Origin of the sequence: Martelella lutilitoris (genome assembly GCF_005924265.1) — a bacterium.
GTDB classification, from domain to species: domain Bacteria; phylum Pseudomonadota; class Alphaproteobacteria; order Rhizobiales; family Rhizobiaceae; genus Martelella; species Martelella lutilitoris.
On sequence record NZ_VCLB01000001.1, the window covers coordinates 68,560 to 93,607 of the forward strand.

Genomic DNA, 25,048 nt, shown 5'->3' on the forward strand with positions numbered 1-25,048 from the left:
TGTCTTTGCTGCGGCTGCGCATACATGCGTTGAAACGATTTTGCGAGGCGAGGACAGGATGAAGAGGCTGGTTTCCGGGTTGATCCCCAAGCGGTTCCGCAAGGACAAGACGATCATTCCGGTGGTGCGGCTTTCCGGCGCGATCATGGCCGGCGGCTCCCCCGGACGGCGCAGTCTCAACCTCGCCTCCGTCTCTGCCGCGCTCGACAAGGCGTTTTCGCTGAAGGCGAGCCCATGCGTTGCCATCTCGCTCAATTCGCCCGGCGGCTCTCCCGTGCAGTCGCGTCTGATCTTCAGCCGCATCCGCGCGCTTTCCGAGGAAAAGAACAAGAAGGTGCTGATCTTCGTCGAGGACGTCGCGGCCTCCGGCGGCTACATGATCGCGCTCGCCGGTGACGAGATCTTCGTCGACCCGACCTCGATCGTCGGCTCCATCGGCGTCGTCTCCGGCGGCTTCGGCTTTACCGGGCTGATCGAGAAGATCGGCGTTGAGCGGCGCGTCTATACCGCCGGCGAGAACAAGGTGATGCTCGACCCCTTCCAGCCGGAAAAGGAAAAGGACGTCGCCTTCCTCAAGGACCTGCAGGGCGAAATCCACCAGGTCTTTATCCAGATGGTGAAGGAACGACGCGGCGAAAAGCTTGCCGACGACCCGGACCTCTTCTCCGGCCTGTTCTGGAGCGGCATCAGGGGCGCGGAGCTCGGTCTGGTCGACGGTATCGGCGAGATGCGCGCGACGCTGAAGGCGCGTTACGGCGACAAGGCGGAGATGAAGCTCGTCTCGACGCCGACCAATCTTCTCGGCCGCGCCAAGCCGGGGGTTGCCGGCATCGGCCTTTCCGCCCCGGAAATCGGCGCGGGCCTCGCTTCGGGGCTTGCCGAAACGGCGGAAGAACGCGCATTATGGGCGCGCTACGGTTTGTGAGGAGGCCGATATGGGACGGCTTATGGTTCTCGCCGCCATTGCGGGCGGCGGCTACATGCTCTACCGCAAGTTCATCAACGACGCGGAAGCCGTCACCGCGCGCGGCGAACAGAAGCGCGCCGAGCAGAAAAACGGCGCCACTGGCACGCTGGTGAAGGACCCGGCGACCGGCGAATATTACGTGAAGAAGACCGACGCGCCCTGAAGCGGGCGCCTTCAGTCCGCGACGCCGCGCGGGCATCGGAGGGCCACCGCCGCCCTCCGCCGCATAATTGACATTTTTCAACCGACTTGCCGCCACTTTCATCAAAGTGTTACACTTTGTCTGTGAACGGCAAAATCCAATCGCCGACAAGCTGCGAACCGTTCACGCGGAGTTGCGCAATGCGCCGATTCTGACGGGGTGACCCTTCCCTGCCATATCCCTGGCGCGAGGGTTTTTCGGTCAGGCAACTCCCCGGAAAACGGAAGGCGCGGCGGCCTGAGGCGCTCGCGATTTCCTCTCGAGGAACCGGATCGGTTCAGACCTCCAGCAAGGGAACCTGCCATGAGCTTCGGCGTCACTGTCAGTCTGACACTCTATTTCGTTCTGATGATCGCCATCGGCATTTATGCCTGGCGCAAATCCACGTCCAATTCCGAAGAATACATGCTCGGCGGGCGTCAGCTTTCGCCGGCCGTCGCCGCACTTTCGGCCGGCGCATCCGACATGAGCGGCTGGCTCCTGATGGGGCTTCCCGGCGCGCTCTTCGTATCCGGCCTGACGCAGAGCTGGATCGGGATCGGCCTTGTCATCGGCGCCTTCTTCAACTGGATCATCGTCGCGCCCCGGCTGCGCGAGCAGACCGAGCGCTATGACAACAGCCTGACCATTCCGGAATTCCTGTCGAAACGCTTTCCCAGCAAGGCGATGGCGCTTCGAAGCGTGTCGGCGATCGTCATCGTCGTCTTCTTCGCCGTCTATACCGGCTCCGGACTTGTCGCCGGCGGCAAGCTGTTCGACACCGCTTTCCCCGACCTCATCCACATCGGCAGTCTCTCCGCCTACCAGACCGGCATCATCCTGACGATGGGCATTGTTCTGGTCTACACGCTGATCGGCGGCTTTCTTGCCGTCAGCCTGACCGACTTCGTCCAGGGTTGCATCATGATGCTGGCGCTCGTGATCATGCCGCTCGTCGTCGTTTACAAGGCCGGCGGCGTCGGCGTGTCGGAAGCGCGGATGCTGAGCGTCGACCCGAACTTCCTGTCGATGTTCCACGGGCTGACCGTGGTCGGTTTCTTCTCGGCGGTCGCCTGGGGGCTCGGCTATTTCGGCCAGCCGCACATCATCGTCCGCTTCATGGCCGTGCGTTCGGTCGAGGACGTGCCGAAGGCGCGCAATATCGGCATGGCCTGGATGATCATCTCGCTGGCCGGCGCCGTCGGGCTCGGTATTTTCGGGCGCTCCTATGTGGTCGGCAACAATATCGACATCGCCGACCCCGAGACCATCTTCATCGTTTTGGCCAACCAGCTCTTCGTTCCGCTGGTGACCGGTTTCCTTCTGGCGGCGCTGCTGGCGGCGATCATGAGCACGATCTCGAGCCAGCTTCTGGTGGCCTCGTCCTCGCTGACAGAGGATTTCTACCGCCTGTTCCTGCGCCGCCATGCGAGCGAGCGGGAAATGGTCAATATCGGCCGCTTCTTCGTGCTGGTCGTTGCCATCGTCGCCGCAATCATCGGCTGGGACCCGGATTCGAAGGTTCTCGGCCTCGTCTCCAATGCCTGGGCCGGCTTCGGTGCCGCCTTCGGTCCGCTGATCATCCTGTCGCTCACCTGGCGCGGCATGTCGGGCGCGGGCGCGGTCGCGGGTCTCGTCGCCGGCGCGCTCACCGTCATCATCTGGATTTCGCTCGGCTGGGGCTCGAGCTTCCTCGGCGGCCCCGGCGTTTACGAGATCATCCCGGGCTTCATCGTCGCCTTCATCGCCATCTGGGTGGTGAGCCTGATGACGCCGACCAAGGACGAGTTCCGCCCGCTTTCGCCCGCTGCGGAATAGGCGAAGCTGAAAAAGGGGGGCGGGGCATCGTGCCGCCGCCCCTTCCTTTCCTTCTCGGCCCGGCTGCCCGGCCTTCCGCCACTTGACCCCTCGCCGCTTTAGTGGCACTTCACCGGTCATTCTTCCAGAGAGACCGAATGCCATGTCCGAGATGTCCGAAATCAAGCCGCATATGCACCCGAAGCGCTCCTTTCAGGGGTTGATCCTGACGCTGCAGGCCTATTGGGCCGACAAGGGCTGCGCCATTCTTCAGCCCTATGACATGGAAGTGGGCGCCGGCACGCTGCATCCCTCGACGACGCTCAGGGCGCTCGGACCGAAGCGCTGGAACGTCGCCTATATACAGCCCTCGCGCCGGCCCGCCGACGGGCGTTACGGCGAAAACCCGAACCGGCTGCAGCATTACTACCAGTGTCAGGTGCTCCTGAAGCCCTCGCCGCCGGACCTGCAGGAGCTCTATCTCGGCTCGCTGAAGGCGATCGGCCTTGATCCGCTGCTGCACGATATCCGCTTTGTCGAGGACGACTGGGAAAACCCGACGACGGGCTCCTGGGGCCTTGGCTGGGAATGCTGGTGCGACGGCATGGAGGTCTCGCAGTTCACGTATTTCCAGCAGGTCTGCGGCATCGAATGCGCGCCGGTGGCCGGCGAACTGACCTATGGCCTTGAGCGGCTGGCCATGTATGTGCAGGGCGTTGACAATGTCTACGACCTCAACTTCAACGGCCGCGAGGGCGACGAGAAGGTCACCTATGGCGAAGTCTTCCTGCAGACCGAGCAGGAATATTCGCGCCACAATTTCGAATATGCCAATACCGAGATGCTGCACCGCCACTTTCTCGACGCCGAGGCCGAATGCCGAGCGCTGCTTGCAGCCGGCGCGCCGGGCGATGCGGCCAGCCTGCACAAATGCGTCTTTCCGGCCTATGACCAGTGCATCAAGGCCTCGCATCTCTTCAACCTGCTGGATGCGCGCGGCGTGATCTCGGTCACCGAGCGGCAGAGCTATATCCTCAGGGTCCGCACACTGGCCAAAGCCTGCGGAGAAGCCTATCTTCTGACGGAAGCAGGCGGGTTCCAGCCGAAAGCGGCCTGACCTGATCAAGGGGGCGTTATTGACCGCGCCTGATCGTTGAGCTTGGGAGACGCGCATGCTGACAACCCTTATCATCCTGATCGTGATCATCGGCGCGATCGCGGGCTTCGTGATTTCGCTCTACAACGCGCTGGTGCGCGCGCGCCAGACGGCCGAGGAGGCCTGGTCCGGCATCGACGTGCAGCTCAAACGCCGCGCCGATCTCATCCCGAACCTGGTCGAGACCGTGAAGGGCTATGCGAGCCACGAGCGCGGCACGCTGGAAGAGGTTGTCGAAAAGCGCAACAAGGCGCAGTCGGTCGCCGCCAATGATGTTACCGGCCGCGCCCGGGCCGAGGGCGAGCTGACCCAGGCGCTCGGTCGCCTCTTCGCGCTCTCGGAAGCCTATCCGGATCTGAAGGCCAACCAGAACTTCGCCGATCTGCAGGCCTCGCTCGAAAAGACCGAAAGCGAAATCCAGATGGCGCGGCGCTACTATAACGGCGCGACGCGGGAGCTGAACGTCAAGGTCGAGAGCTTCCCGAGCAATATCGTCGCCGGTCAGTTCGGCTTTGAAAAGCGCGACTATTTCGAGATCGAAGAGCCCGCCGACCGGGCGGTCCCCAACGTCTCGTTCTGATTTTTTCGCGTGTCCGGACGGAAAACCGGCATCCACTTTTCCTGGGCGCGCTCTGGATGAAAGTCTTACGCATGAACAAGGACAGGCTCACTGTCATTCCGCCCGGCCATGCCCTTTCCGGCAAGGTCAACCCGCCCGGCTCCAAGTCGATCACCAACCGCGCGCTGCTGCTCGCAGGCCTTGCCCGCGGCACCAGCCGGCTGACGGGAGCGCTGAAGAGCGATGACACGCGCTACATGGCCAATGCGCTGCGCGCCATGGGCGTTTCCGTGGACGAGCCCGACGAAACAAGCTTCGTCGTCACGGGAACGGGGCGTCTTCAAGCGCCCTCCGGTCCGCTCTTCCTCGGCAATGCCGGCACGGCGACGCGGTTTCTGACGGCAGCCGCCGCAGCCGTCGAGGGCATTGTGATCGTCGACGGCGACGAACACATGCACAAACGCCCGATCGCCCCCCTGGTGATCGCGTTACAAAGCCTCGGAATCAAGGCGGAAGCGCCGACCGGCTGCCCGCCGGTGACGATCGAGGGGCAGGGCCATTTCGGCACGGGCCGGGTGGAGATCGACGCCGGGCTGTCCAGCCAGTATGTCTCAGCCCTGCTGATGGCAGCCCCGCTTGCGCCCGAGGGCACGACGGAACCGGTGACGATTGCGCTGACCGGCAAGGAGATCGGCGCGCGCGGCTATATCGGCCTGACGCTGGATGCCATGGTCGCCTTCGGCGCCAAGGTCGAGCAGGTGGACGAGGCGACCTGGAAAGTGCTGCCGACCGGCTACCGCGCGGCCGACTTCCACATTGAGCCGGATGCGTCTGCCGCGACCTATCTATGGGCGGCAGAAAAGCTCACCGGCGGATCGATCGACATCGGCACGCCGGCGGAAAGCTTCACCCAGCCCGATGCCAAGGCCTATGGCGTGATCGCCTCCTTCCCGCACATGCCGGCGGAAATCGACGGCAGCCAGATGCAGGACGCCGTGCCGACGCTTGCCGTGCTCGCCGCCTTCAACAATTCGCCCGTACGCTTTACCGGCATCGAGAACCTGCGCGTCAAGGAGTGCGACCGCACGCGGGCGCTGTCGCTGGGACTGAACGCGATCCGCGAGGGACTGGCGGAGGAAGATGGCGATGACCTCATCGTCCATGCCGATCCCGCCCTCGCCGGTCAGCATCTGCCGGCCGAAATCGACACTTTTGCAGATCATCGCATTGCCATGTGCTTTGCGCTTGCGGGCCTGAAGATTTCCGGCATCACCATTCTCGATCCCCTTTGCGTCGGCAAGACCTATCCGGGATATTGGGACGCGCTCGCTTCGCTGGGCGTTAAGTACGAAACCTGAGGGGAAGCACCATGGCGAACCGGACACTGTCAGATTTGCGGGGTTTTGCCATGCGGTGGGTCTTGTGGGCTCGCGCGAACTTCGCAGCGGCACACCCTTCAATCTCCCCCCTTGAGGTGCAGAGAGGGGCGCAGCGAAAGCCGCGCACTCTGAGTCCGATCGAGAGGGTTCACCCCCCTCTGTCGCTTTCGCGACATCTCCCCCTCAAGGTGGGAGATCGGCGGGCACCCTTCGCCGCCACCCTCCTCGCAACGCTCCTTCTTGCCGTCACCCCCGTCCAGGCAGCCGAGGTCATCAACAGCTTCACCTCCAATGTCACCGTCGAGAAATCCGGCCTCTACGACGTCACCGAGACGATCGCCGTCCACGCCGAAGGCGACCAGATCAAGCGCGGCATCTATCGCGATTTCCCGCTGACCTTCCGCAATGACGATGGCCGTTCCGGCCAGGTGACCTTCGACCTGAAATCCGCGACGCTCGACGGCAAGCCGGTTGACCACCATACGGAGAGCATATCGGGCGGCATCCGCATCTATCTGGGATCGGCCGATGCCACGGTTTCGCCCGGCAACCACACCTATCAGCTCACCTACGAGACCGACCGGCAGGTGCGCTATTTCGACGATCACGACGAGATCTACTGGAACGCGACCGGCAATTTCTGGGCTTTCCCGATCGAAAAGGCGACAGCGGTGATCACCCTCCCTGAGGGCGTGAAGCCGACGGACACGACCTTCTATACCGGCGCCTACGGTTCGCGCGACAAGAACGCCACGGTTTCGACCGACGGCAATGTCGTCACCTTCGAGACGACGGCTCCCCTTGGACCGAAGGAAGGCCTTTCCGTCGTCATCGCCGTGCCCAAGGGGGCGATCGACGCGCCGACCGATGCCGAGAGCGCCAGCTGGTTCCTGAGCGACTATCGCAATTATTTCATTGGCTTTGCCGGTCTTTTGCTGGTCTTTGCCTACTATCTTCTCTCATGGCTGCGCGTGGGCCGCGATCCGCCGGCCGGCATCGTCGTGCCGCGCTGGGACCCGCCGGAAGGCCTTTCACCGGCGCTCGTCTCCTATGTCGAGAACCAGGGTTTCGGCTCCAGCCGGTTTGACGCGATCGCGGCAACGGCGATCGACCTCGCGGTCAAGGGCTTCCTGATCATCGACGAGCCGAAGAAGGGCATGACGCTGAAGCGCACCGATAAGCCCTTCGACCCCGCTTTGCCGCCCGGCCAGAAGGCGCTGCTGAAGGCCGTCGACGATGCCGGCGGCGTCTTCATCGTCGACAAGGCCCATGGCAAGTCGGTCGCCTCCATGGCAAGCGCCTTCACCTCCGCCATCACGCGCGAGCACCGCGGCGATTATTTCGTCACCAATATCGGTTACACGATCGGCGGCGTCGCGCTTTCGGTTATCTCCGTCATCGCGCTCTTCGCCTTCGGCTATATCTCCAAAGATGTGGTGCCGGTTCTGCTGGTATCGGGGTTTATGTCAATCGTCATCAGCACTTTCGCGGCCTCCTTCGCCCGCAGTTTCCGCCGGCGCGGCCGCAGTTTCGGTTCGGCCGTCGGCCTGCTGATCGGCATCGGCATATTCGGCTTCTTCGCCGTCCACGCGCTCGGCGGCCTGCTGCTGACGCTCGCAAGCTCGCATCTTTACGCCGAGGACTGGGCGGTGATCGCCTCCGTCGGCGGGGTCGTGCTGATGAACCTCCTGTTCTTTTTCCTGATGGGCGCGCCGACGCCTTCGGGTCGGAAGAAAATGGACGAGATCGCCGGGCTGAAACAATATCTGACTCTTGCCGAGGCAAACCGCATGAACCTTGCGGGCGCGCCGGAAATGTCGCCGCAGCACTTCGAGACGCTGCTGCCCTATGCCGTGGCGCTCGGCGTTGAAAAACCATGGTCGAAGACCTTCGACACATGGCTGACGGCGGCAATCGCGGCGGGCACGGCGAGCTATTATTCGCCCTACTGGTATTACGGGGATTTTCGCCACCAGAACCTGTCCGACCAGATCGGCAGCTTCTCCTCCTCCATGGCGTCCACCATGTCGTCCTCCATGCCGACGCAAAACACCTCGTCCTCCGGTTTTTCCGGCGGCGGCGGCTTCTCCGGAGGCGGAGGCGGCGGTGGTGGCGGCGGCGGCTGGTAGGCGGCTCAGTCCTCGACCCTGACGAAGCTTATCGGAGACGACGTCTCGGGAAAGCCGCCATCGGCCTCGTTCTGCCAGCTGAGCGGAAGATGGCCGAAGGATATCCGGTCGCCCTTGATCCAGAGCCGGTCCTTCAGCCTGGAGCCGACCTCCGGGAAGGTGTAGGGCGCGCAGGTCTTGCCCGAAACATCGCGCGGGACGCCGGTTTCCCAGTCACCGATATCGCAGCCGGCGGAGCCGATATTGGCGTTGTAATAGGTCGTCACTTCGGGCAGCAGCAATGTGTAGAGGAACGGACCGGTGCGCTGAACGAAATCGATATGGTTTTCCTGGCGGCTGGCCTCCTCGATAACGCCGCGATACTCCGCCTTCACGGTCGGGACATCGCAGTTGTCATGCGCATAGGATTGCGCGGTCGCCGACAGAACTGCGCCTTCGATCGTCACCTCGGCGATAAAGCCGTGGCGGTCATTCTTGCCGATCGGCAGGCAGGCCGTCTTGTAGTGGCCCTGCGGCAACATCGTTTCCGCCTGGGCGGGCGCGGCGGCAAGCGCCATAAGGGCAAGCGCGGAGAATGGGACTGCGATTTTTCTGTTCATGCTGCATGATGGATCCCAAAATCCGGCAATTGCGTGGCGCGGCGGCGCTTCTGTGCCGTCGGACCTTCCAAAACCTCTATTCCCGGATGACTTTTGCCGCCGGGCTTGCTAACACGCCGTCACCGACATTCAGACCACGATAGAAGCTGTCCCATGCCCGACCTTTTGCTTGAACTCCGTTCCGAGGAAATCCCCGCCCGCATGCAGCGCCAGGCGGCAGGCGAACTGAAGAAGCGCGTGACCGATGCGCTGGTGGATGCGGGTCTGACCTATGAGGGCGCGCGCGAATATTTCACCCCGCGCCGGCTGACGCTCGACATCCACGGGCTGACGGCGCGCTCGGCCGATGTGCGCGAGGAGCGCAAGGGCCCGCGCGTCGGCTCGCCGGAAAAGGCGGTCGCGGGCTTTCTGCGCGGCGCTGGCCTTGACGACATTTCCCAGGCGCAGATCCAGTCGGACCCGAAGAAGGGCGATTTCTACGTCGCCGTCATCGAAAAGCCCGGACGCGATGCCGAAGAGATCATCCGCGACGTGATGCCCGGCATCATCCGCAACTTCCCATGGCCGAAATCGATGCGCTGGGGCGCTGCGTCTTCCGAGCCCGGCGCGCTGCGCTGGGTGAGGCCGCTGCAGTCGATCGTTTGCACCTTCGGCACGGAGATCGAGGAAACCAGGGTCATCGATTTCGAGATCGACGGCATTGCCGCCTCGAATGTCACCTATGGTCACCGTTTCCACGCGCCGGAACCCTTCGAGGTCAGGCGGTTCGCCGATTATGCGGCGGGCCTGGAAAAGGCCTGCGTCATTCTCGATGCCGACCGGCGCAAGGATATCATCCGCGATGACGCCGCCAATCTGGCCTTTGCCAACGGGCTCGACGTGGTCGAGGATGAGGGGCTTCTGGACGAGGTTGCCGGCCTTGTCGAATATCCGCAGGTGCTGCTCGGCGAATTCGAGGAAGCCTTCCTCGAAATCCCGGACGAGATCATCCGCCTGACGATCAAGACCAACCAGAAATGCTTCGTCGTCAGGAAGCATGGCGAGGACAGCCTCACCAACAAGTTTATCCTGGTTGCCAACATCGCCGCCACCGACGGCGGCAAGGAAATCCGCTACGGCAACGGCAAGGTCGTGCGCGCGCGCCTCTCCGACGCGCTGCATTTCTGGCATATGGACCAGCGCGACCTGCCGGACCTTGCGACGCTTAAGAAATCGGCGGCGCAGTTCGGCCTCGACCTGAAGAAACCGCTCGACCAGCGCATGGCCAAGCTCGACGCGCTGAACGTGACCTTCCACGCCAGGCTCGGCAGCCAGGGCGCCCGCGTCGACCGCATCCGCAAACTGGCAGGGGATCTGGCCCCGATCGTTGGCGCCGATGCGGCCGAGGTGGACCGCGCCGTGGTTCTGGCAAAGGCGGATCTTCGCACCGAGGCCGTCGGCGAATTCCCCGAGCTTCAGGGCGCCATGGGCCGCAAATACGCGCTTCTGCAGGGCGAGAGCGAGGATGTCGCGGCCGCCATCGAGGAACACTACAAGCCGCTCGGCCCCTCCGATGTCGTACCGCGCAACAAGGTCTCGCTGACGGTGGCGCTCGCCGACAAGCTCGACACGCTGACGGGCTTCTGGTCGATCGACGAAAAGCCGACCGGTTCCGGCGACCCCTATGCTTTGAGGCGCGCCGCGCTTGGCGTCATCCGCATCATACTGGAGCGCGGCGTCCGCCTGCCGCTGCTTTCGGTCTTCGACGACCGCGACCTGCTCTCCTTCTTCCACGACCGCTTCAAGGTCTATCTGCGCGACATGGGCGCGCGTCACGATCTGATCGACGCGGTATTGTCGGCGGACGCGGATGATCTGGAAGTCGTTGCCCGGCGGGTGGAGGCGCTGACGAAATTCCTCGATTCAGAAGACGGCAGGAACCTGCTGGCGGGCGAAAAACGCGCCGGACAGCTTCTCGCTGCGGAAGAAAAGAAGAAGACGCGGGTTGCCGACACGGTTGATCCGGCGCTGTTTGAAACCGATGCCGAAAAGGCGCTCCACGACGCCATTCTTGCGGCGGAGAAGAGGGCGCGCGAAGCCTCGAAGCGGGAAGACTACTTTGCCGCCATGGAGGCGCTTTCGGCGCTGCGTGCACCCGTCGACGCCTTCTTTGAGGATGTGCTGGTCAATACCGAGGACGAGGCCGTGCGGGCAAACCGCCTGGCGTTGCTGGCGATGATCCGCGAGGCGACCGGCACGGTGGCGGACTTCTCGAAGATTGCCGGCTGAGGGCCGCCGCCCTCCGCCGACGACGCTCTCAATCGTGCCAGATCACATGCCGGACGAAGCGCAGCACGAGATGCAGCGCCAGAAGCAGGGCGCCGACCAGGAGGACGAGATGGGCGAGCGGGGTCAGAAGACTGCCCTCGATATCGCCAGCGACGTCGCGATAGTGATAAAGGCCGAAACGGATGGTCAGGGTGGCAAGGCCGATCACCACCAGCACCAGGCCGGCTAGTTTCATGTTCCGATCTCCCTGAGGCTGAAAAGCGCATGATCGAGATCGGTCTTCCTCGGGACGACGCGCCGCCGTCCGTCTTTCAACTTAAAAAGACCGAAACGCGAAAGACGGCCAGTGGCCGCCTTCCTGTATTTCGTTCCTTCTAATCCGGTTTTGTGGCGATTTGAGGCCGGAAAGGCCTATCCCTCGTAAAGCGAAACCGAGATGTCCGAAACCTCGGGCGCCTCCTCGATCAGTCCGTTTTCCGCCATGAATGCGCCGAACCGCTGGTAGCGGCCGGCATCGAAGGCGGCGGGGCTCTTGCTAAAACGAGTGATGGTATCGGCAAAGGCCGTGCGGTTCAGTTCGTCGTCGAGATCGGGATAGGCCTCGGCGAAAGAGTTCCAGGCCTCGTCCGGGTGGTTGGTGATGAAGATCGTCGCGCGTTCCACCGCGTCGAGGAAGCGCGGCAGGCGATCATCGTCGATGAGGTCGCTGCGGGTCACATAAATCAGCTCGTCATAGACCGGGACGCCGTTCTCCTCCGGGAAAAAGGCCTTGCCCTCCTCGCCTTCGATCGCCATCTGGGTCAATTCGAAATTGCGGAACGCGCCGATCGTGGCATCGACCTGACCGGAGAGGAGCGACTGGGTAAGCGCGAAATTGACATTGACCAGCGTGATGTCGTCTCGCGTGAGCCCGGCACTCGAGAGCATGGCGGAAACCACCGCCTCCTCGATGCCGGCGACCGAAAAGCCGATCTTGCGGCCCTTCAGGTCGGCGAGCGACTGCACCGGTCCGTTTGCCATTACCGTCAGCGTGTTGAGCGGTGTGGAGACCAGCGTGCCGAAGCGCTTGATGTCGATGCCGGCGGCATGGTCGAGATAGAGGTTCGGCTGGTAGTGAACGCCGATATCGGCCCGGCCGGCGGCGACCATGCGCGGCACCATGGACGGATCGGCCGGCGGCACGAGGTCCACGTCGAGCCCCTCGTCGGCGAAATAGCCGTTTGCCTCGGCAATCACCATTGGTGCGTGGTCCGGGTTCACATACCATTCGAGAATGACGCTGAGCTTGTCATTGGCGGCGGCAAGGCCGGGCAGAAGCGCCAGGGCGGCCGCGAGGGCTAGTCTTTTGAGCATTTGATCCTCCTTGGGAAATCGCGCGGCCGCTCATTGGGCGGGCGACCAGCGGGTGAAAAAGGGCGCGGCAAGATCCACCGCCTTGCGAAACAGGACGGCCTCGAGCGCCAGGATGAACATGGCGGCAAACACCGTATCGGCCTGCATACGGGCATTGGCCTGCACCATGACGAAACCGAGACCGCCGGCAGCGCCCACCCATTCGCCGACGACGGCGCCGAGAGGGGCAAGGGGTGCTGCGATGCGCAGGCCCGAAAACAGTTGCGGCATGGCGAGCGGCAGCCGGATGAGAATGAGAAGTTGCCAGTGTCCGGCCCCATCGAGATGCGCCGCCTTGACGATGGCGCTGTCGGTGCGGGCAAGCCCGTCGGCGAAATTCGAGGCGACCGGAAAGAAGACGATGATCATCGTCATCACCACCTTGGACGTCATGCCGAACCCGAACCAGAGCACCAGCATGGGCGCGATGACGAAAACCGGGAAGGATTGCAGCACGACGAGCGCCGGCCAGACGAGACGTCCGAACCGGGGAAAACCGGCGAGCAGAAAGGCGGCGCCCGCGCCAAAAACCGCGCCGGCGGCAAAGCCGGCGATGATCTCGCGCAGCGTGATGAGGGCATTCGTCAGCAGAGAAGCATGGCCGGTCCACAGCCTTGCGGCAACGGCTGAGGGCGCGGGCAGGATATAGCGCGGCAGCTCAAGCGCCGTGACGACCGCCTGCCACAGCAGGACGAGTGCAAGCACCACCAGAAGAGATCTGAAAACGGCGACAAGGCTTTGTCTCAAGTCCCCTCTCCCCGGCGCAGCCGGGCAGCGGACGTAACAAAACAGGCTGATTTTATGGGCGTATCGCTCAACACCAAACTCCGTTCCTACGCCGGCATGACCCGGATCAGGTTCAAGGGTTCGGCTTCAAGCCATCTCAGCATCCTCTGACGAAGATCGCACCCCTCGGATGCGCTCATCTATGCCCGTGTCGTGCGGCCCGGTCAAGAAGCGCCGACACTCCTTGCGGCCGCGAAAAGGCGAATTGAGTTGACAACAAGGGCGATTCTCATCTTCAAGTTGTCAGGAAACCTTGGCTGCAGGCGAAATTTTCAGCTAGCGTTCACAAAAAAAGACTAAGGGTCGGAAAACAGAAAAAACTGACAGGCGTGCCGGAAAGCCGGCTGCGCCTTATTTTGCGGAGGAAACCAATGCTTATCGCCATCGTCATCGTGGCGGCACTGTTCGGCATGCTCTTCGGCTTTGACCAGGGCGTGATTTCCGGCGCTTTGCCGTTCATCAAACAGGATTTCACCATCACGCCTTTCATGGAGGGCGTGATCACCTCGGCCGTGCCGCTCGGCGCGGTGGCGGGTACGCTGCTTGCCATGGTTACCACCGACCGCTACGGACGAAAGCCGATGCTGATCCTCGGCGCCGTGATCTTCCTCGTCGGCTCGCTGATTTCCGCTTTCGCCTTCAACCAATATGTGCTGACGCTCGCCCGCCTTCTGATCGGCGTCGGCATCGGCGCATCGGCCATGACAGCCCCGATGTTCCTGGCGGAAGTGGCGCCGGCACGCATTCGCGGCACCATCGTTTCGGCCTTCCAGTTGATGATCACCATCGGCATCATGATTTCCTACATGTCGGACGCGGCCTTCGGCGGCACCGGCGACTGGCGCTGGATGATCGGCGTCGGCGTGTTCCCGTCGATCATCGCCCTTGCCGGCATCCTGCTCTCGCCGGAAACGCCGCGCTGGCTGACGCTGAATTCGAACGCCGACAAGGCGCGCGACATCATCGCCAAGCTGCAGCCGGAGAGTTCCGATGCCGAAATCGATGAAATCATCGCCGAGATCAAGGAAAGCGCGAGGGATGAAGAAGCAACCCCCGCATGGAGCACCTTTCTGAAAAAGGGCATCCTGCCGGTCACGAGCTTTGCCATGATCGTGTTCGTGCTGCAGCAGCTCTCCGGCATCAACGCGATCATCTATTACGCGCCGGAAATCTTCAAGAGCGCCGGCTTCTCCGGCACCATGACCCAGCTTCTGGCCACCGTCGGCATCGGCGTCGTCAATGTGGCGCTGACGATCGTCGCCATGTATCTGGTTGAATCCATAGGCCGGCGCAAGCTGCTGATCCTGGGCTTTCTCGGCACCGCCGCCTCCATGGCGCTGGTAACCGTCGCGACCATGATGGATGTCGCCGCGACCCCCTATCTGGCCTTGATCGGGATCTTCGCCTTCATCGCCTTCTTCGCCGTCAGCCTTGGCCCGTTGCCCTGGCTCTACATGGCCGAACTGTTCCCGCTGAGACTGCGTCCGCGCGGCATGGCGCTGGCATCGATCGCCAACTGGTTCTTCAACTTTGTCGTCGCCCTGCTGTTCCCCGAACTTCTGGCGGGCATCGGCATCGTCGGGACTTTCGGGATCTTCACCGGCTTCTGCGTGATCGGCATTTTCTACGCGATCGCCGTGGCGCCGGAAACCAAGGGCATCACGCTTGAGGAAATCGAACAGCGCACGGTGGCTGCGGACTGATCCGCCCGCATAGCCTGAACGCGACGGCCCGCCATGCGCGGGCCGTTTTGCGTGAAACCGCCAAATTGCCTAAGACTAATGGCTGCATTGTCGCCGATGGACAATCGGCGCCAAACAGAGGACAACGGCGTTGGCATTGAAGCGGGAGGAGACGTCATGCTCGAGCACAAGGTGCGCACCCACAAATCATCGGAAAACCTGAAACGCGAAGACCAGCTTGCCTGGAAGATCGCCGAGGTCGCGGCAGACCCCGTGGCGCTTGACGATGACGTGGTGGAGATGATCGGCAACCGGATCATCGACAATGCCGCCGTGGCCGCCGCCTCCGTCGCCCGCAGGCCGGCCGTGAGCGCACGGGCGCAGGCAACCGCCCATCCGTTTACCCCCGGCGCGACCATCTTCGGCCTTGCCGCCGACAAGCGCTTTTCGCCGGAATGGGCAGCCTGGGCCAATGGCGTTGCCGTGCGCGAGCTTGATTATCATGACACTTTCCTTGCGGCAGATTACTCCCACCCCGGCGACAACATTCCGCCGATCCTGGCCGTCGCCCAGCATTGCGGGCTTTCCGGCGAGGCCTTGGCGAGGGGTATTGCAACCGGCTATGAAGTCCAGGTCGATCTGGTCCGCGGCATCTGCCTGCACGAGCACAAGATCGACCATATCGCCCATCTGGGACCGTCGGCGGCTGCCGGCATCGGCACCGCGCTCGGGCTTGATGCCGAGACCATCTACCAGGCCGTGCAGCAGGCGCTGCATGTGACGACCACGACACGGCAGTCGCGCAAGGGCGAGATCTCAAGCTGGAAGGCCTATGCGCCGGCCTTCGCCGGCAAGATGGCCGTCGAGGCCGTTGACCGGGTGATGCGCGGTGAAGGCGCGCCGTCGCCGGCCTGGGAGGGCGAGGACGGCTTCATCGCCTACCTCCTTTCCGGCCCCGGCGCCGAATACACCGTGCCGCTGCCGGAAAAGGGCGAAGCAAAACGCGCCATCATGGACACCTACACCAAGGAGCACTCGGCCGAATACCAGAGCCAGGCGCTGATCGACCTTGCCCGCCGCATGGGCCCCGCGATCGGCGATCTTTCCAAGGTGAAGTCGATCCTGATCGAGACCAGCCACCACACCCATTATGTGATCGGCACCGGCGCCAACGACCCGCAGAAGATGGATCCCAACGCCAGCCGCGAGACGCTCGACCACTCGATCATGTACATCTTCGCCGTGGCGCTCGAGGACGGCGGCTGGCACCACGAGCGCTCCTATGCGCCGGAACGGGCGAAACGCCCGGAAACGGTTGCGCTGTGGCACAAGATCGCCACGGCCGAGAACCCGGAATGGACGCGACGCTATCACAGCCATGATCCAGCCGAAAAGGCTTTCGGCGGCCATGTGATCGTTACCATGGAGGACGGACGGATCATCGAGGACCAGTTGGCCATCGCCGATGCCAATCCGCTCGGAAACCGACCCTTTTCGCGGCCCGATTATGTGAAGAAATTCCGCATGCTGGCCCATGGCGTGGTGGCGGCAGGCGAACAGGACCGCTTTCTTGCAACCGTCGAGCGGCTGACCTCGCTTGCGCCGGAGGAACTTTCCGGCCTGAATTTCGTCGTCGCGCCCGACAAGCTCGGTGCACCGGCGAAAACCGGCATTTTCGACTGGAGATAAGAACCGAGCCGCCGGTTCGGCCTTGAGGAGGGCCGACGCCGCGCGGCGCATGATCGGGAGGAGAGATCATGACTGAAGCAAGGAAACCGAAGAAATCCGTGGCGCTTTCCGGCGTCGTCGCCGGCAATACGGCGCTGTGCTCCGTCGGCCAAAGCGGCAACGACCTGCATTATCGCGGTTATGACATTCTCGACATTGCCGACACCTGCGAATTCGAGGAAATCGCCTATCTTCTGGTCTATGGCGCATTGCCGAGCGCCGCCACGCTTGCCGCCTACAAGGCCAAGCTTTCCGCCCTTCGCGGCCTGCCGTCCGCGGTGCGCGGCGCGCTGGAGCTTTTGCCGGCGGCCACCCACCCGATGGACGTGATGCGCACCGGCGCCTCCGTGCTCGGCTGCGTGCTGCCGGAGGCTGCGGACCACAACAAGGCGGGCGCGCGCGACATCGCCGACCGGCTGATGGCCTCGCTCGGCTCGATGCTGCTCTATTGGTATCACTTCTCCCATAATGGCCGGCGGATCGATGTGGAGACCGATGACGCCTCGATCGGCGGGCACTTCCTGCATCTTCTCCACGGCAAGGCGCCGAGCGAGAGCCATGTGCGGGCGATGCACACCTCGCTCATTCTCTATGCCGAGCACGAGTTCAACGCCTCGACCTTCACCGCCCGCTCGATCACCGGTACCGGCACGGATTTCTATTCCGCCGTCTGCGGCGCGATCGGGGCCTTGCGCGGGCCGAAACACGGCGGCGCAAACGAGTTCGCCTTCGAGATCCAGAAGCGTTACGACACGCCTGAAGAAGCCGATGCCGATATCCGTGAACGGGTGGCGCAGAAACAGGTGATCATCGGCTTCGGGCACCCGGTTTATACGGTCTCCGATCCGCGCAACAAGGTGATCAAGGAAGTCGCCCGCAGTCTCTCCGAGGAAGCCGGCTCGATGAAGATGTTCGACATTGCCGAAAAGATCGAGACCACCATGGCGGATGCGCGCAGCATGTTCCCCAATCTCGACTGGTTCTCGGCCGTTTCCTATCACATGATGGGCGTGCCGACGGCGATGTTCACGCCGCTCTTCGTGATTGCCCGCATGGCCGGCTGGGCGGCCCATATCATCGAGCAGCGCGAGGACGGCAAGATCATCCGCCCCGCCGCAAATTACACCGGCCCGGACAACCGGCCCTTCGTGCCCATGAATGAGCGAGCCTGACAGGATTATTGCCATGCCCTATCTGATTTCCGCCGACCTTCCGCAAGAACCCGCAGGCCTGCGCCTCCGCCGCCAGGTGGAGGCGGGCGACATCGTCACCATGCCCGGCGTGCACAACGGCATGGCAGCCCTCCAGGCGAAGAAGGCCGGCTTTGACGCGCTTTATCTTTCGGGCGCGGCGATGACCGCTTCCATGGGCATTCCGGACCTTGGCATGATCACGGTGGACGAGGTTGCCTTCTTCATCCGCCAGATCACCCGGGCCAGCGGCCTGCCGCTGCTTGTCGACGGCGACACCGGCTACGGCGAGGCGCTGAACGTGATGCACATGGTCCGCACATTCGAGGATGCAGGGGCGGCCGGCGTCCATATCGAGGACCAGCTTCTGCCGAAGAAATGCGGCCACCTGAACGACAAGAAGCTCGCCGACCCGCATGACATGGCCGCCAAGATCGCCGCAGCGGCCAAGGCCCGCCGCAATCTCTACGTCATCGCCCGCACCGACGCTGCGGCAAGCGAGGGGATCGACGGCGCGGTGGCGCGGGCGAAACTGTTCATGGAGGCCGGCGCCGATGCGATCTTCCCCGAGGCGCTGACCAATGTCGATATGTTCCGCGAATTTGCCGCCCGCATGGAGGGCGTGCCGCTTCTCGCCAACATGACCGAGTTCGGCCGCACGCCCTATATGACAGCGTCGGAGTTCGAGGAAATGGGCTACCGCATGGTGATCTTCCCGGTCTCCTCGCTGCGGGTCGCCAACAAGGCGCAGGAGCGGTTGTTTTCAACATTGAAGGAAACCGGCTCGACCAAGGCCATGCTGGACGACATGCAGACCCGCGCCGAGCTCTACGAGACGATCGACCTCGCAGCCTACGAAAAGCTCGACGCCTCGATCGTCGCGACGGTGCTGCCAACGATGGACAAGGAATAAAGCGAGAGCGCTCTGCTTGTCGCACAGCCCTGCGCCCGTCACCCCGGCCTTGCCGACGGGGCGAACTGGGCGACGAGGGTGTGCATGTCGCCGGGATAGGTGAGATTGACCTGGGTGATCGAGCCGGAAGCGTTCCAGGTCCGCCTTTCGATCACCAGACAGGGGGCGCCCTCGGCAAGGTCGAGGACATCGGCGATATCACGATCCGCGCCCGTGGCGCGAATGCGATGTTCGGCGGCGCTCCACGGCACCTGCTCCAGCAGCCAGGTGCCCGGCGGATTACGTGAAAAATCCGCTTCCAGCGCCTGCGGCACTTCTTCGAGGCTGATCAGTCGGTCTTCGAGGCAGAACGGGCGCTGGCCGGCCGTGTGCAGACCCTTGAGGCTCAGGACCCTGCCCGACCGCGGGAGACGCAGCCGCTTCCGGTCGCCGTCATCCGCTGTCCGCTCTTCCCGTTCGATCAGCCGAAAATCGTAAGCCAGTCCGAGCGCCCTGACCTCACGCTCCAGCTGGTGGATTTCCAAAACGGCGGACAAGACTTCCGGCTGGCGCACATAGGAGCCGGACTTGCGGCGGCGCTCGATCAGGCCCTTCTTGACGAGTTCCGACAGCGCCTTGTTCACGGTCATGCGCGAACAGCCATATTCGGCGGTCAGCTCGTGCTCGAAGGGAATGCGCGTGCCCGGCGGCCATTCACCGGACACGATCCGGTCTTCGACATCGCGCTGGATGCGGGCGTGCAACGCCAGCGGCTTTGTCTCGATCTTTCGGGAAACGCTTTTGCGCGCGCGCTCTTCTGCCATCGGCGTCCTTCTCACCCCCGACTTGCGGCGGCCACCACCTCGGCGCGGATTTCCTCCGTCAGCTTCATCCGAAGCCGGGCGAATTCGGGATCGGCCTTCAGGTGATAGTCGCGCGGATGCGGGAAATCGACCGGCGTGATCGACGAGATGCGTCCGGGACGGGCCGACATGGTGACGACGCGGGACGCCATGAACACGGATTCCTCGATGTCATGGGTGACGAAGATCACCGTCTTCTTTTCCCGCTCCCAGATGCCGAGCAGAAGCTCCTGCATCAGCCCGCGCGTCTGGTTGTCGAGCGCGCCGAAGGGCTCGTCGAGAAGCAGGATCTTCGGATCATTGGCAAGGGCGCGGGCAATGGCCGTACGCTGCTGCATGCCGCCGGAAAGCTGTTTAGGCCAGTGATCGGCAAAGGCGGAAAGCCCCACCCGGTCGAGATAGAGGTCGACTGCCTCTCGAACCTGCTTGTCTCGAACGCCCTTTTCGCGCAGGCCGAAGCCGACATTCTCGCGGATCGTCAGCCAGGGAAACAGCGTGTAGGATTGGAACACCATGCCCCGGTCTGCGCCCGGCCCCTTGATCGCCTTGCCCTCCAGCAGAACCTCGCCGGTGGTCGGCTTGTCGAGACCGGCAACGATGCGCAGGAGCGTTGACTTGCCGCAGCCGGACGGGCCCAGAATGGTGACGAAATCGTTCTTTGCGAGCGTAAGGTCCGTGGGCGAAAGCGCCTCGATGGGCGCACCGCCCTTGCGGCCCGGAAAGACGCGCGAGACGCCCTTGATCTCAAGTTCCGGCGCGCTCATGCGAACCTCCAGGCAAACAGGGCGCGATTGGCCATCTTGAAGGCAAAGTCGGAGATCAGGCCGATGACGCCGATGACGATGATGCCGAAGATGATCTGGCCGGTTGCCATCAGCGCCTGGGAATTGATGATCATGTAGCCGATGCCGGATGATGCGCCGATCAGCTCGGCAACGATCACATAGGTCCAGGCCCAGCCGAGCACGAGGCGCAGCGTCTCGGCGATGTCGGGGGCGGAGGCCGGCAACAGCACGCGCCGGACGATGCCGCGATGCGAGGCGCCGAGCGTATAGGCGGCCTCGACCAGATCACGCCTGGTATTGGCGACATAGACGGCGACCATGAGAATGATCTGGAACACCGCGCCGATGAAGATGACGAGCAGTTTCTGCATTTCGCCAATGCCGGCCCAAAGGATCAACAGCGGCACGAAGGCAGAGGCCGGCAGGTAGCGGGCAAAGGAGACGAAAGGCTCCAGCAGCGCCTCGATCGGCTTGTAGGCCCCCATGGCGATGCCGAGCGGCACGGCGATGACCGAGGCCAGCACGAAGCCGCCAACCACGCGCCAGACGGTGATGCCGATATCGCCGAGAAAGCCGCGCTTCGACAAGAGCCACCAGCCGTCCTGCAGCATGGTGATCGGGTCCGCCAGGAAGGTTTTCGAGACAAAGCCGCCAAAGGTCGCAAACGACCAGCCGGCAAAGAAGATGGCGAAGAACAGGATGCCGAGAGATATTCTCAAGCGTGGGCTGATCGGCTCAAGCGGTTTCATTGGGTTTTCCGTGGTTAGGGCAGCGGTGGGTTGCGATCCCTTGTTGCATCTGGTTGCGCTCGCCTCGCACTCCCACCAATCTCCCCCCCTTGAGGGGGAGATGTCGCGAAAGCGACAGAGAGGGGTAGAGGGCGCAAGCCCTATAAGCCGCAATCTCCGTGCTCTCGGATAGGGTTTACCCCCCTCTGCCCCTTGTCGGGGCATCTCCCCCTCAAGGGGGGAGATTGAATGAGGGCGTTTCGTGTTACTCCTGGATAAACGAGGGATCGGCCAGCGTCGAAAGGTCCGGGATCTCGCGGATCACGCCGGCATCGAGCAGAAGCTCGGCTGCGTCGGAGGAGAAGTCGTTGAACTCGCCGCCGAAAAAGGCGATCGCCGCATCGCGGTCCTGCCATTCGAGATACTGCGCCGAGCCGGCAAACTGCTCTGCCGACTGGTTCACGTCCGCGCCCATGATGCCATAGGCTTCTTCCGGGCTTTCGGCAATCATGTCGAGCGCTTCGTAATAGGAGGTGGCGAGCGCTTTCGCCGCATCCGGGTTTTCCTCCAGGAAGGCCGGCGTGCAGCCGAACGTGTCCATGACGGCCGGATAGTCGAGCGTGGTGGCGATGATCTTGCCGGCATCGGGCGCTTCGCGGACGGACGACAGATAAGGCTCGTAGGTCATCGCCGCGTCGTTCTGACCGGCGATGAAGGCCTGGGCGGCCGGGCCCGGCTCCAGATTGACGACCTTGACGTCATCCATCGTCATGCCGTTTTCCTTGAGGATCCAGGCGAGATAGAAATAGGGCGAGGTGCCCGGCGCGGAGGCCGCGACGGTCTTGCCCTTCAGGTCGGTGATCTTCTCGATATCGGAGCGCACGACCATGCCGTCGGCGCCGTGGGACTTGTCAAGCTGGAAGATCTGCGTGGTCGGCACGCCGGCTGCGGCCCAGACGATCCAGGTCTCGACCGTCGTTGCCGCGCACTGGATATCACCGGAGGCGAGCGCCAGATGGCGGCTGGCCTGCGGGATCTTGACGAGATCGACATCAAGCCCGTTCTTCTCGAAAATGCCGGCTTCCTTGGCGAGCGTCAGCGGCGCGAAACCGGTCCAGCCGGAAAGCCCGACGGCGACCTTCGTCTCCTGCGCCTGAGCGCCGGTAGCCAGAGACGAGACGGCGATAGCGGTGGCTGCAAGCCATTTGAATGTCATGTTGGAACCCCTCTTTGCTTTATTTTGAGCAGTTTTGCTGATTGCTATTCCGATGGGCATATTAGTCAGGCGTCCGATAATTTGTCTAGACAAAATATCGCATCACCAATCGGCCGGCATTTTGAGATGCATCGGGTTGACGCATGTTACTGGAATTGAGCGGCAAGCGCTGGCCATTCGGACAGAAAGGCGTCCCGTGCATGAAGCCCGGCAGAGCCCTTCATTCTCTCGCGTGTCTGTGTCAGCCGGACGAAGATCAGCGTTTGATCGGTCTCTTCAGCCCACCCGATATACCAGCCCCACCCGTGCGCATAGTCGAAACTGCGATCCGCCCGGCGGGGATAGGCCGCGCCGGTTTTGCCGTGCACCAGCCAGTCGCCGGCCTGTCGGGTCTCGACGATGGCGCGCGTGCGGGCCATGGCATCTTCGCGCACCGGCAGCGCACCGAGAAGAAGGGCGCGCAGGAAACGCACCTGCTCAGCGGGCGAAACCTGAAGAGAGGACGCGATCCATGCCCGATCAAGCCCGTTGTCAAAACCCGCATCGCCGGAAAAATCGGCGTTGCCGTAGCCGAAGGCTTGCGCAAAGGCCGTCAGCGCCTCTGCCCCCAGCGCATGGGTGATACGCTGTGAATACCATACGACCGAGTAACGCAGCCAGTCCGCCGGATTGGTATCGCGCCGCCAGTTCGCCCCGCCCCAATCGGGATCGCCCTCCTGATAGGCCAGAACAGGATGCGCGGCGTCTTTCAGAAATCCGGCGTCATATCCCATCACCGCCAGCGGCACCTTGAAGGTGGAAGCCGGCGTGACCCTGACCTGACAATCGCCCTCTTCCAGCAACACAGCACCCGTTGCCGCATCGGCAACGAGCGTGCAGAGCGTTTCGGCAAGGGCAGCCCGTGCCGGTATTGTGATGGCAAACGAAACGAGGATGGCGGCGAACCAGCGCATGAAATTCCTCCCGGCACGCATTGGAGAACCACAGACACGCCAAATGCGCAGTCTTGCACCCGAATGCCCGGTTCGGGTAAATATTTCAAAAATGCCAGACGCCCTGGACCTTCAGTTGCCCAGAATCCCCGGCAGGCGAAGGCCGTTTTCCTTCGCGCATTCGATGGCGATGTCGTAACCCGCATCCGCATGGCGCATGACGCCGGTGGCCGGGTCGTTCCAGAGCACGCGGCCGACGCGGCGGGCGGCATCGTCGGAACCATCGCAGCAGATCACCATGCCGGCATGCTGGGAAAAGCCCATGCCGACGCCGCCGCCGTGATGCAGCGACACCCATGTGGCGCCCGAGGCCGTATTAAGCAGCGCGTTCAAGAGCGGCCAGTCGGAGACGGCGTCGGAACCGTCCAGCATCGCTTCTGTCTCTCGGTTCGGCGAGGCGACCGAGCCTGAATCGAGATGGTCGCGACCGATCACGATCGGGGCCTTCAGTTCGCCGTTCTTCACCATCTCGTTGAAGGCGAGGCCGAGCCGGTGACGATCGCCGAGGCCAACCCAGCAGATGCGCGCCGGCAGTCCCTGGAAATGGATGCGTTCGCGGGCCATGTCGAGCCAGTTGTGCAGGTGGGTGTTGTCCGGCAGCAGTTCCTTGACCTTGCGGTCGGTCTTGTAGATGTCCTCCGGATCGCCGGAAAGGGCAGCCCAGCGGAACGGGCCGATGCCCCGGCAGAACAGCGGGCGGATATAGGCCGGCACGAAGCCGGGAAAATCAAAGGCGCGCTCGCAGCCTTCTTCCTTGGCCATCTGGCGGATATTGTTGCCATAATCGACCGTCGGAATGCCCATGTCCCAAAAGGCGAGCATCGCCTCCACGTGGGTGCGCATCGAGGCGCGCGCCGCCTTTTCGACCGCCTTCGGATCACGCTCGGCCTTGTCGCGCCATTCGCCGAGACTCCAGCCCGCGGGCAGATAGCCGTTGACCGGATCATGCGCCGAGGTCTGGTCGGTGACGATATCGGGCCGGACGCCACGCTTCACAAGCTCGGGAAGAATTTCCGCGGTATTGCCGAGCAGGCCGACGGATTTCGCCTCGCCGGCCTTGGTCCAGGCGTCGATCATGGCGAGCGCCTCGTCGAGCGTCTCGGCCTTTTCATCGACATAGCCGGTGCGGATGCGGAAATCGATGCGGGTCGGATCGCATTCCACCGCAAGGCAGCAGGCGCCGGCCATGACGGCAGCCAGCGGCTGCGCGCCGCCCATGCCGCCAAGACCGCCGGTCAGGATCCACTTGCCCGAAAGATCGCCGTTGTAATGCTGGCGACCGGCCTCCACGAAAGTCTCATAGGTGCCCTGCACGATGCCCTGCGCGCCGATATAGATCCACGATCCGGCCGTCATCTGGCCGTACATCATCAGGCCTTTCTTATCGAGCTCGTGAAAATGGTCCCAGTTGGCCCAGTGCGGCACGAGGTTGGAATTGGCGATCAGCACGCGCGGCGCATCGGCATGGGTGCGGAACACGCCGACCGGCTTGCCGGACTGCACCAGCAGCGTCTCGTCATCTTCAAGCGTCTTCAGCGTCTCGACGATCCTGTCGAAATCGTCCCAGGTGCGGGCGGCGCGGCCGATGCCGCCATAGACGACAAGTTCATGCGGCTTTTCGGCGACGTCCGGATCGAGATTGTTCATCAGCATCCGGAGCGGCGCTTCGGTGAGCCAGCTCTTGGCATTGAGCTCCGTGCCGGTCGGGGCGTGAATTTCGCGGGCGTTGTGTCGCGGATTGTCGGTCATGGCGTGTTCC

Annotated in this window: 22 protein-coding genes and 1 riboswitch; of the genes, 12 read left to right on the forward strand and 10 right to left on the reverse strand. The window is 63.1% G+C overall.

The genetic code is table 11. From position 1 onward, the window contains the following. Positions 1–58 precede the first annotated feature (58 nt). The 7 genes from FF124_RS00300 to FF124_RS00330 all read left to right on the forward strand — a co-directional run bounded on the left by FF124_RS00300 (position 59) and on the right by FF124_RS00330 (position 8,168). Positions 59–925 (forward strand): S49 family peptidase, encoded by an 867-nt coding sequence (locus FF124_RS00300; RefSeq protein WP_138746487.1) that lies wholly within the window; start codon positions 59–61, stop codon positions 923–925. 10 nt (positions 926–935) lie between these two features. Then, positions 936–1,130 (forward strand): hypothetical protein, encoded by a 195-nt coding sequence (locus FF124_RS00305; RefSeq protein WP_024708009.1) that lies wholly within the window; start codon positions 936–938, stop codon positions 1,128–1,130. A 342-nt stretch (positions 1,131–1,472) separates the two neighbouring features. Continuing rightward, on the forward strand, positions 1,473–2,966 hold the full coding sequence (gene putP / locus FF124_RS00310) for a sodium/proline symporter PutP (RefSeq protein WP_138746488.1): 1,494 nt from the start codon (positions 1,473–1,475) through the stop codon (positions 2,964–2,966). 151 nt (positions 2,967–3,117) lie between these two features. After that, positions 3,118–4,062, forward strand: coding sequence for a glycine--tRNA ligase subunit alpha (locus FF124_RS00315; protein ID WP_138746953.1), 945 nt, complete (start codon positions 3,118–3,120; stop codon positions 4,060–4,062). A 55-nt stretch (positions 4,063–4,117) separates the two neighbouring features. Continuing rightward, a complete protein-coding gene (locus tag FF124_RS00320) occupies positions 4,118–4,681 on the forward strand; it encodes a LemA family protein (protein WP_187326755.1) in 564 nt (187 codons plus the stop codon). Positions 4,682–4,752: 71 nt separating this feature from the next. Further along, the gene (gene aroA, locus FF124_RS00325) at positions 4,753–6,018 is read left to right on the forward strand and encodes a 3-phosphoshikimate 1-carboxyvinyltransferase (protein ID WP_138746489.1); all 1,266 of its coding nucleotides are present in this window, start codon (positions 4,753–4,755) and stop codon (positions 6,016–6,018) included. A gap of 209 nt (positions 6,019–6,227) precedes the next feature. Further along, positions 6,228–8,168 (forward strand): DUF2207 domain-containing protein, encoded by a 1,941-nt coding sequence (locus tag FF124_RS00330; protein ID WP_138746490.1) that lies wholly within the window; start codon positions 6,228–6,230, stop codon positions 8,166–8,168. Positions 8,169–8,173: 5 nt separating this feature from the next. Here FF124_RS00330 and FF124_RS00335 read toward each other — a convergent pair whose 3' ends face one another. Next, positions 8,174–8,767: a hypothetical protein gene (locus tag FF124_RS00335; RefSeq protein WP_138746491.1), complete on the reverse strand. Its 594-nt coding sequence runs from the start codon at positions 8,765–8,767 to the stop codon at positions 8,174–8,176. Positions 8,768–8,920: 153 nt separating this feature from the next. Here FF124_RS00335 and glyS point away from each other — a divergent pair, with 153 nt between their 5' ends. After that, on the forward strand, positions 8,921–11,035 hold the full coding sequence (gene glyS / locus FF124_RS00340) for a glycine--tRNA ligase subunit beta (RefSeq protein WP_138746492.1): 2,115 nt from the start codon (positions 8,921–8,923) through the stop codon (positions 11,033–11,035). Between the two features lie 28 nt (positions 11,036–11,063). Here the strand turns inward: glyS and FF124_RS00345 are convergent, their stop codons facing one another. The 3 genes from FF124_RS00345 to FF124_RS00355 form a co-directional block, all read right to left on the reverse strand. Next, on the reverse strand, positions 11,064–11,270 hold the full coding sequence (locus tag FF124_RS00345; RefSeq protein WP_138746493.1) for a hypothetical protein: 207 nt from the start codon (positions 11,268–11,270) through the stop codon (positions 11,064–11,066). 176 nt (positions 11,271–11,446) lie between these two features. Continuing rightward, on the reverse strand, positions 11,447–12,388 hold the full coding sequence (locus tag FF124_RS00350; protein ID WP_138746494.1) for an ABC transporter substrate-binding protein: 942 nt from the start codon (positions 12,386–12,388) through the stop codon (positions 11,447–11,449). Positions 12,389–12,418: 30 nt separating this feature from the next. Further along, positions 12,419–13,174, reverse strand: coding sequence for an ABC transporter permease (locus FF124_RS00355; protein ID WP_246072131.1), 756 nt, complete (start codon positions 13,172–13,174; stop codon positions 12,419–12,421). A 66-nt stretch (positions 13,175–13,240) separates the two neighbouring features. Next, positions 13,241–13,350: riboswitch (TPP riboswitch) on the reverse strand. A gap of 192 nt (positions 13,351–13,542) precedes the next feature. Here FF124_RS00355 and FF124_RS00360 point away from each other — a divergent pair. From FF124_RS00360 to prpB, 4 genes are all read left to right on the forward strand, one after another. Further along, complete coding sequence (locus tag FF124_RS00360) at positions 13,543–14,916, forward strand: sugar porter family MFS transporter (RefSeq protein WP_281285210.1); 1,374 nt, start codon at positions 13,543–13,545, stop codon at positions 14,914–14,916. Between the two features lie 156 nt (positions 14,917–15,072). Then, positions 15,073–16,584 (forward strand): MmgE/PrpD family protein, encoded by a 1,512-nt coding sequence (locus FF124_RS00365; RefSeq protein ID WP_138746496.1) that lies wholly within the window; start codon positions 15,073–15,075, stop codon positions 16,582–16,584. A 68-nt stretch (positions 16,585–16,652) separates the two neighbouring features. Continuing rightward, on the forward strand, positions 16,653–17,795 hold the full coding sequence (gene prpC, locus FF124_RS00370; protein WP_138746497.1) for a bifunctional 2-methylcitrate synthase/citrate synthase: 1,143 nt from the start codon (positions 16,653–16,655) through the stop codon (positions 17,793–17,795). A gap of 13 nt (positions 17,796–17,808) precedes the next feature. After that, complete coding sequence (prpB, locus tag FF124_RS00375) at positions 17,809–18,726, forward strand: methylisocitrate lyase (RefSeq protein ID WP_138746498.1); 918 nt, start codon at positions 17,809–17,811, stop codon at positions 18,724–18,726. A 38-nt stretch (positions 18,727–18,764) separates the two neighbouring features. Here prpB and hutC read toward each other — a convergent pair whose 3' ends face one another. The 6 genes from hutC to hutU all read right to left on the reverse strand — a co-directional run bounded on the left by hutC (position 18,765) and on the right by hutU (position 25,038). Beyond that, a complete protein-coding gene (gene hutC / locus FF124_RS00380; RefSeq protein ID WP_138746499.1) occupies positions 18,765–19,529 on the reverse strand; it encodes a histidine utilization transcriptional repressor HutC in 765 nt (254 codons plus the stop codon). A gap of 11 nt (positions 19,530–19,540) precedes the next feature. Next, positions 19,541–20,332, reverse strand: a complete 792-nt coding sequence (locus tag FF124_RS00385) for an ABC transporter ATP-binding protein (RefSeq protein ID WP_138746500.1) — start codon at positions 20,330–20,332, stop codon at positions 19,541–19,543. Then, positions 20,329–21,102, reverse strand: a complete 774-nt coding sequence (locus FF124_RS00390) for an ABC transporter permease (protein ID WP_138746501.1) — start codon at positions 21,100–21,102, stop codon at positions 20,329–20,331. Before FF124_RS00390 ends, FF124_RS00385 begins: the two co-directional genes overlap by 4 nt. 244 nt (positions 21,103–21,346) lie before the next feature. Then, positions 21,347–22,297 carry an ABC transporter substrate-binding protein gene (locus tag FF124_RS00395; protein WP_138746502.1) on the reverse strand — a complete coding sequence of 317 codons (951 nt, stop codon included), beginning with the start codon at positions 22,295–22,297 and terminating at the stop codon, positions 21,347–21,349. A gap of 146 nt (positions 22,298–22,443) precedes the next feature. Continuing rightward, the gene (blaOXA, locus tag FF124_RS00400; RefSeq protein ID WP_138746503.1) at positions 22,444–23,250 is read right to left on the reverse strand and encodes a class D beta-lactamase; all 807 of its coding nucleotides are present in this window, start codon (positions 23,248–23,250) and stop codon (positions 22,444–22,446) included. A gap of 111 nt (positions 23,251–23,361) precedes the next feature. After that, positions 23,362–25,038, reverse strand: a complete 1,677-nt coding sequence (gene hutU, locus FF124_RS00405) for a urocanate hydratase (RefSeq protein WP_138746504.1) — start codon at positions 25,036–25,038, stop codon at positions 23,362–23,364. Between the last annotated feature and the right edge of the window lie 10 nt (positions 25,039–25,048).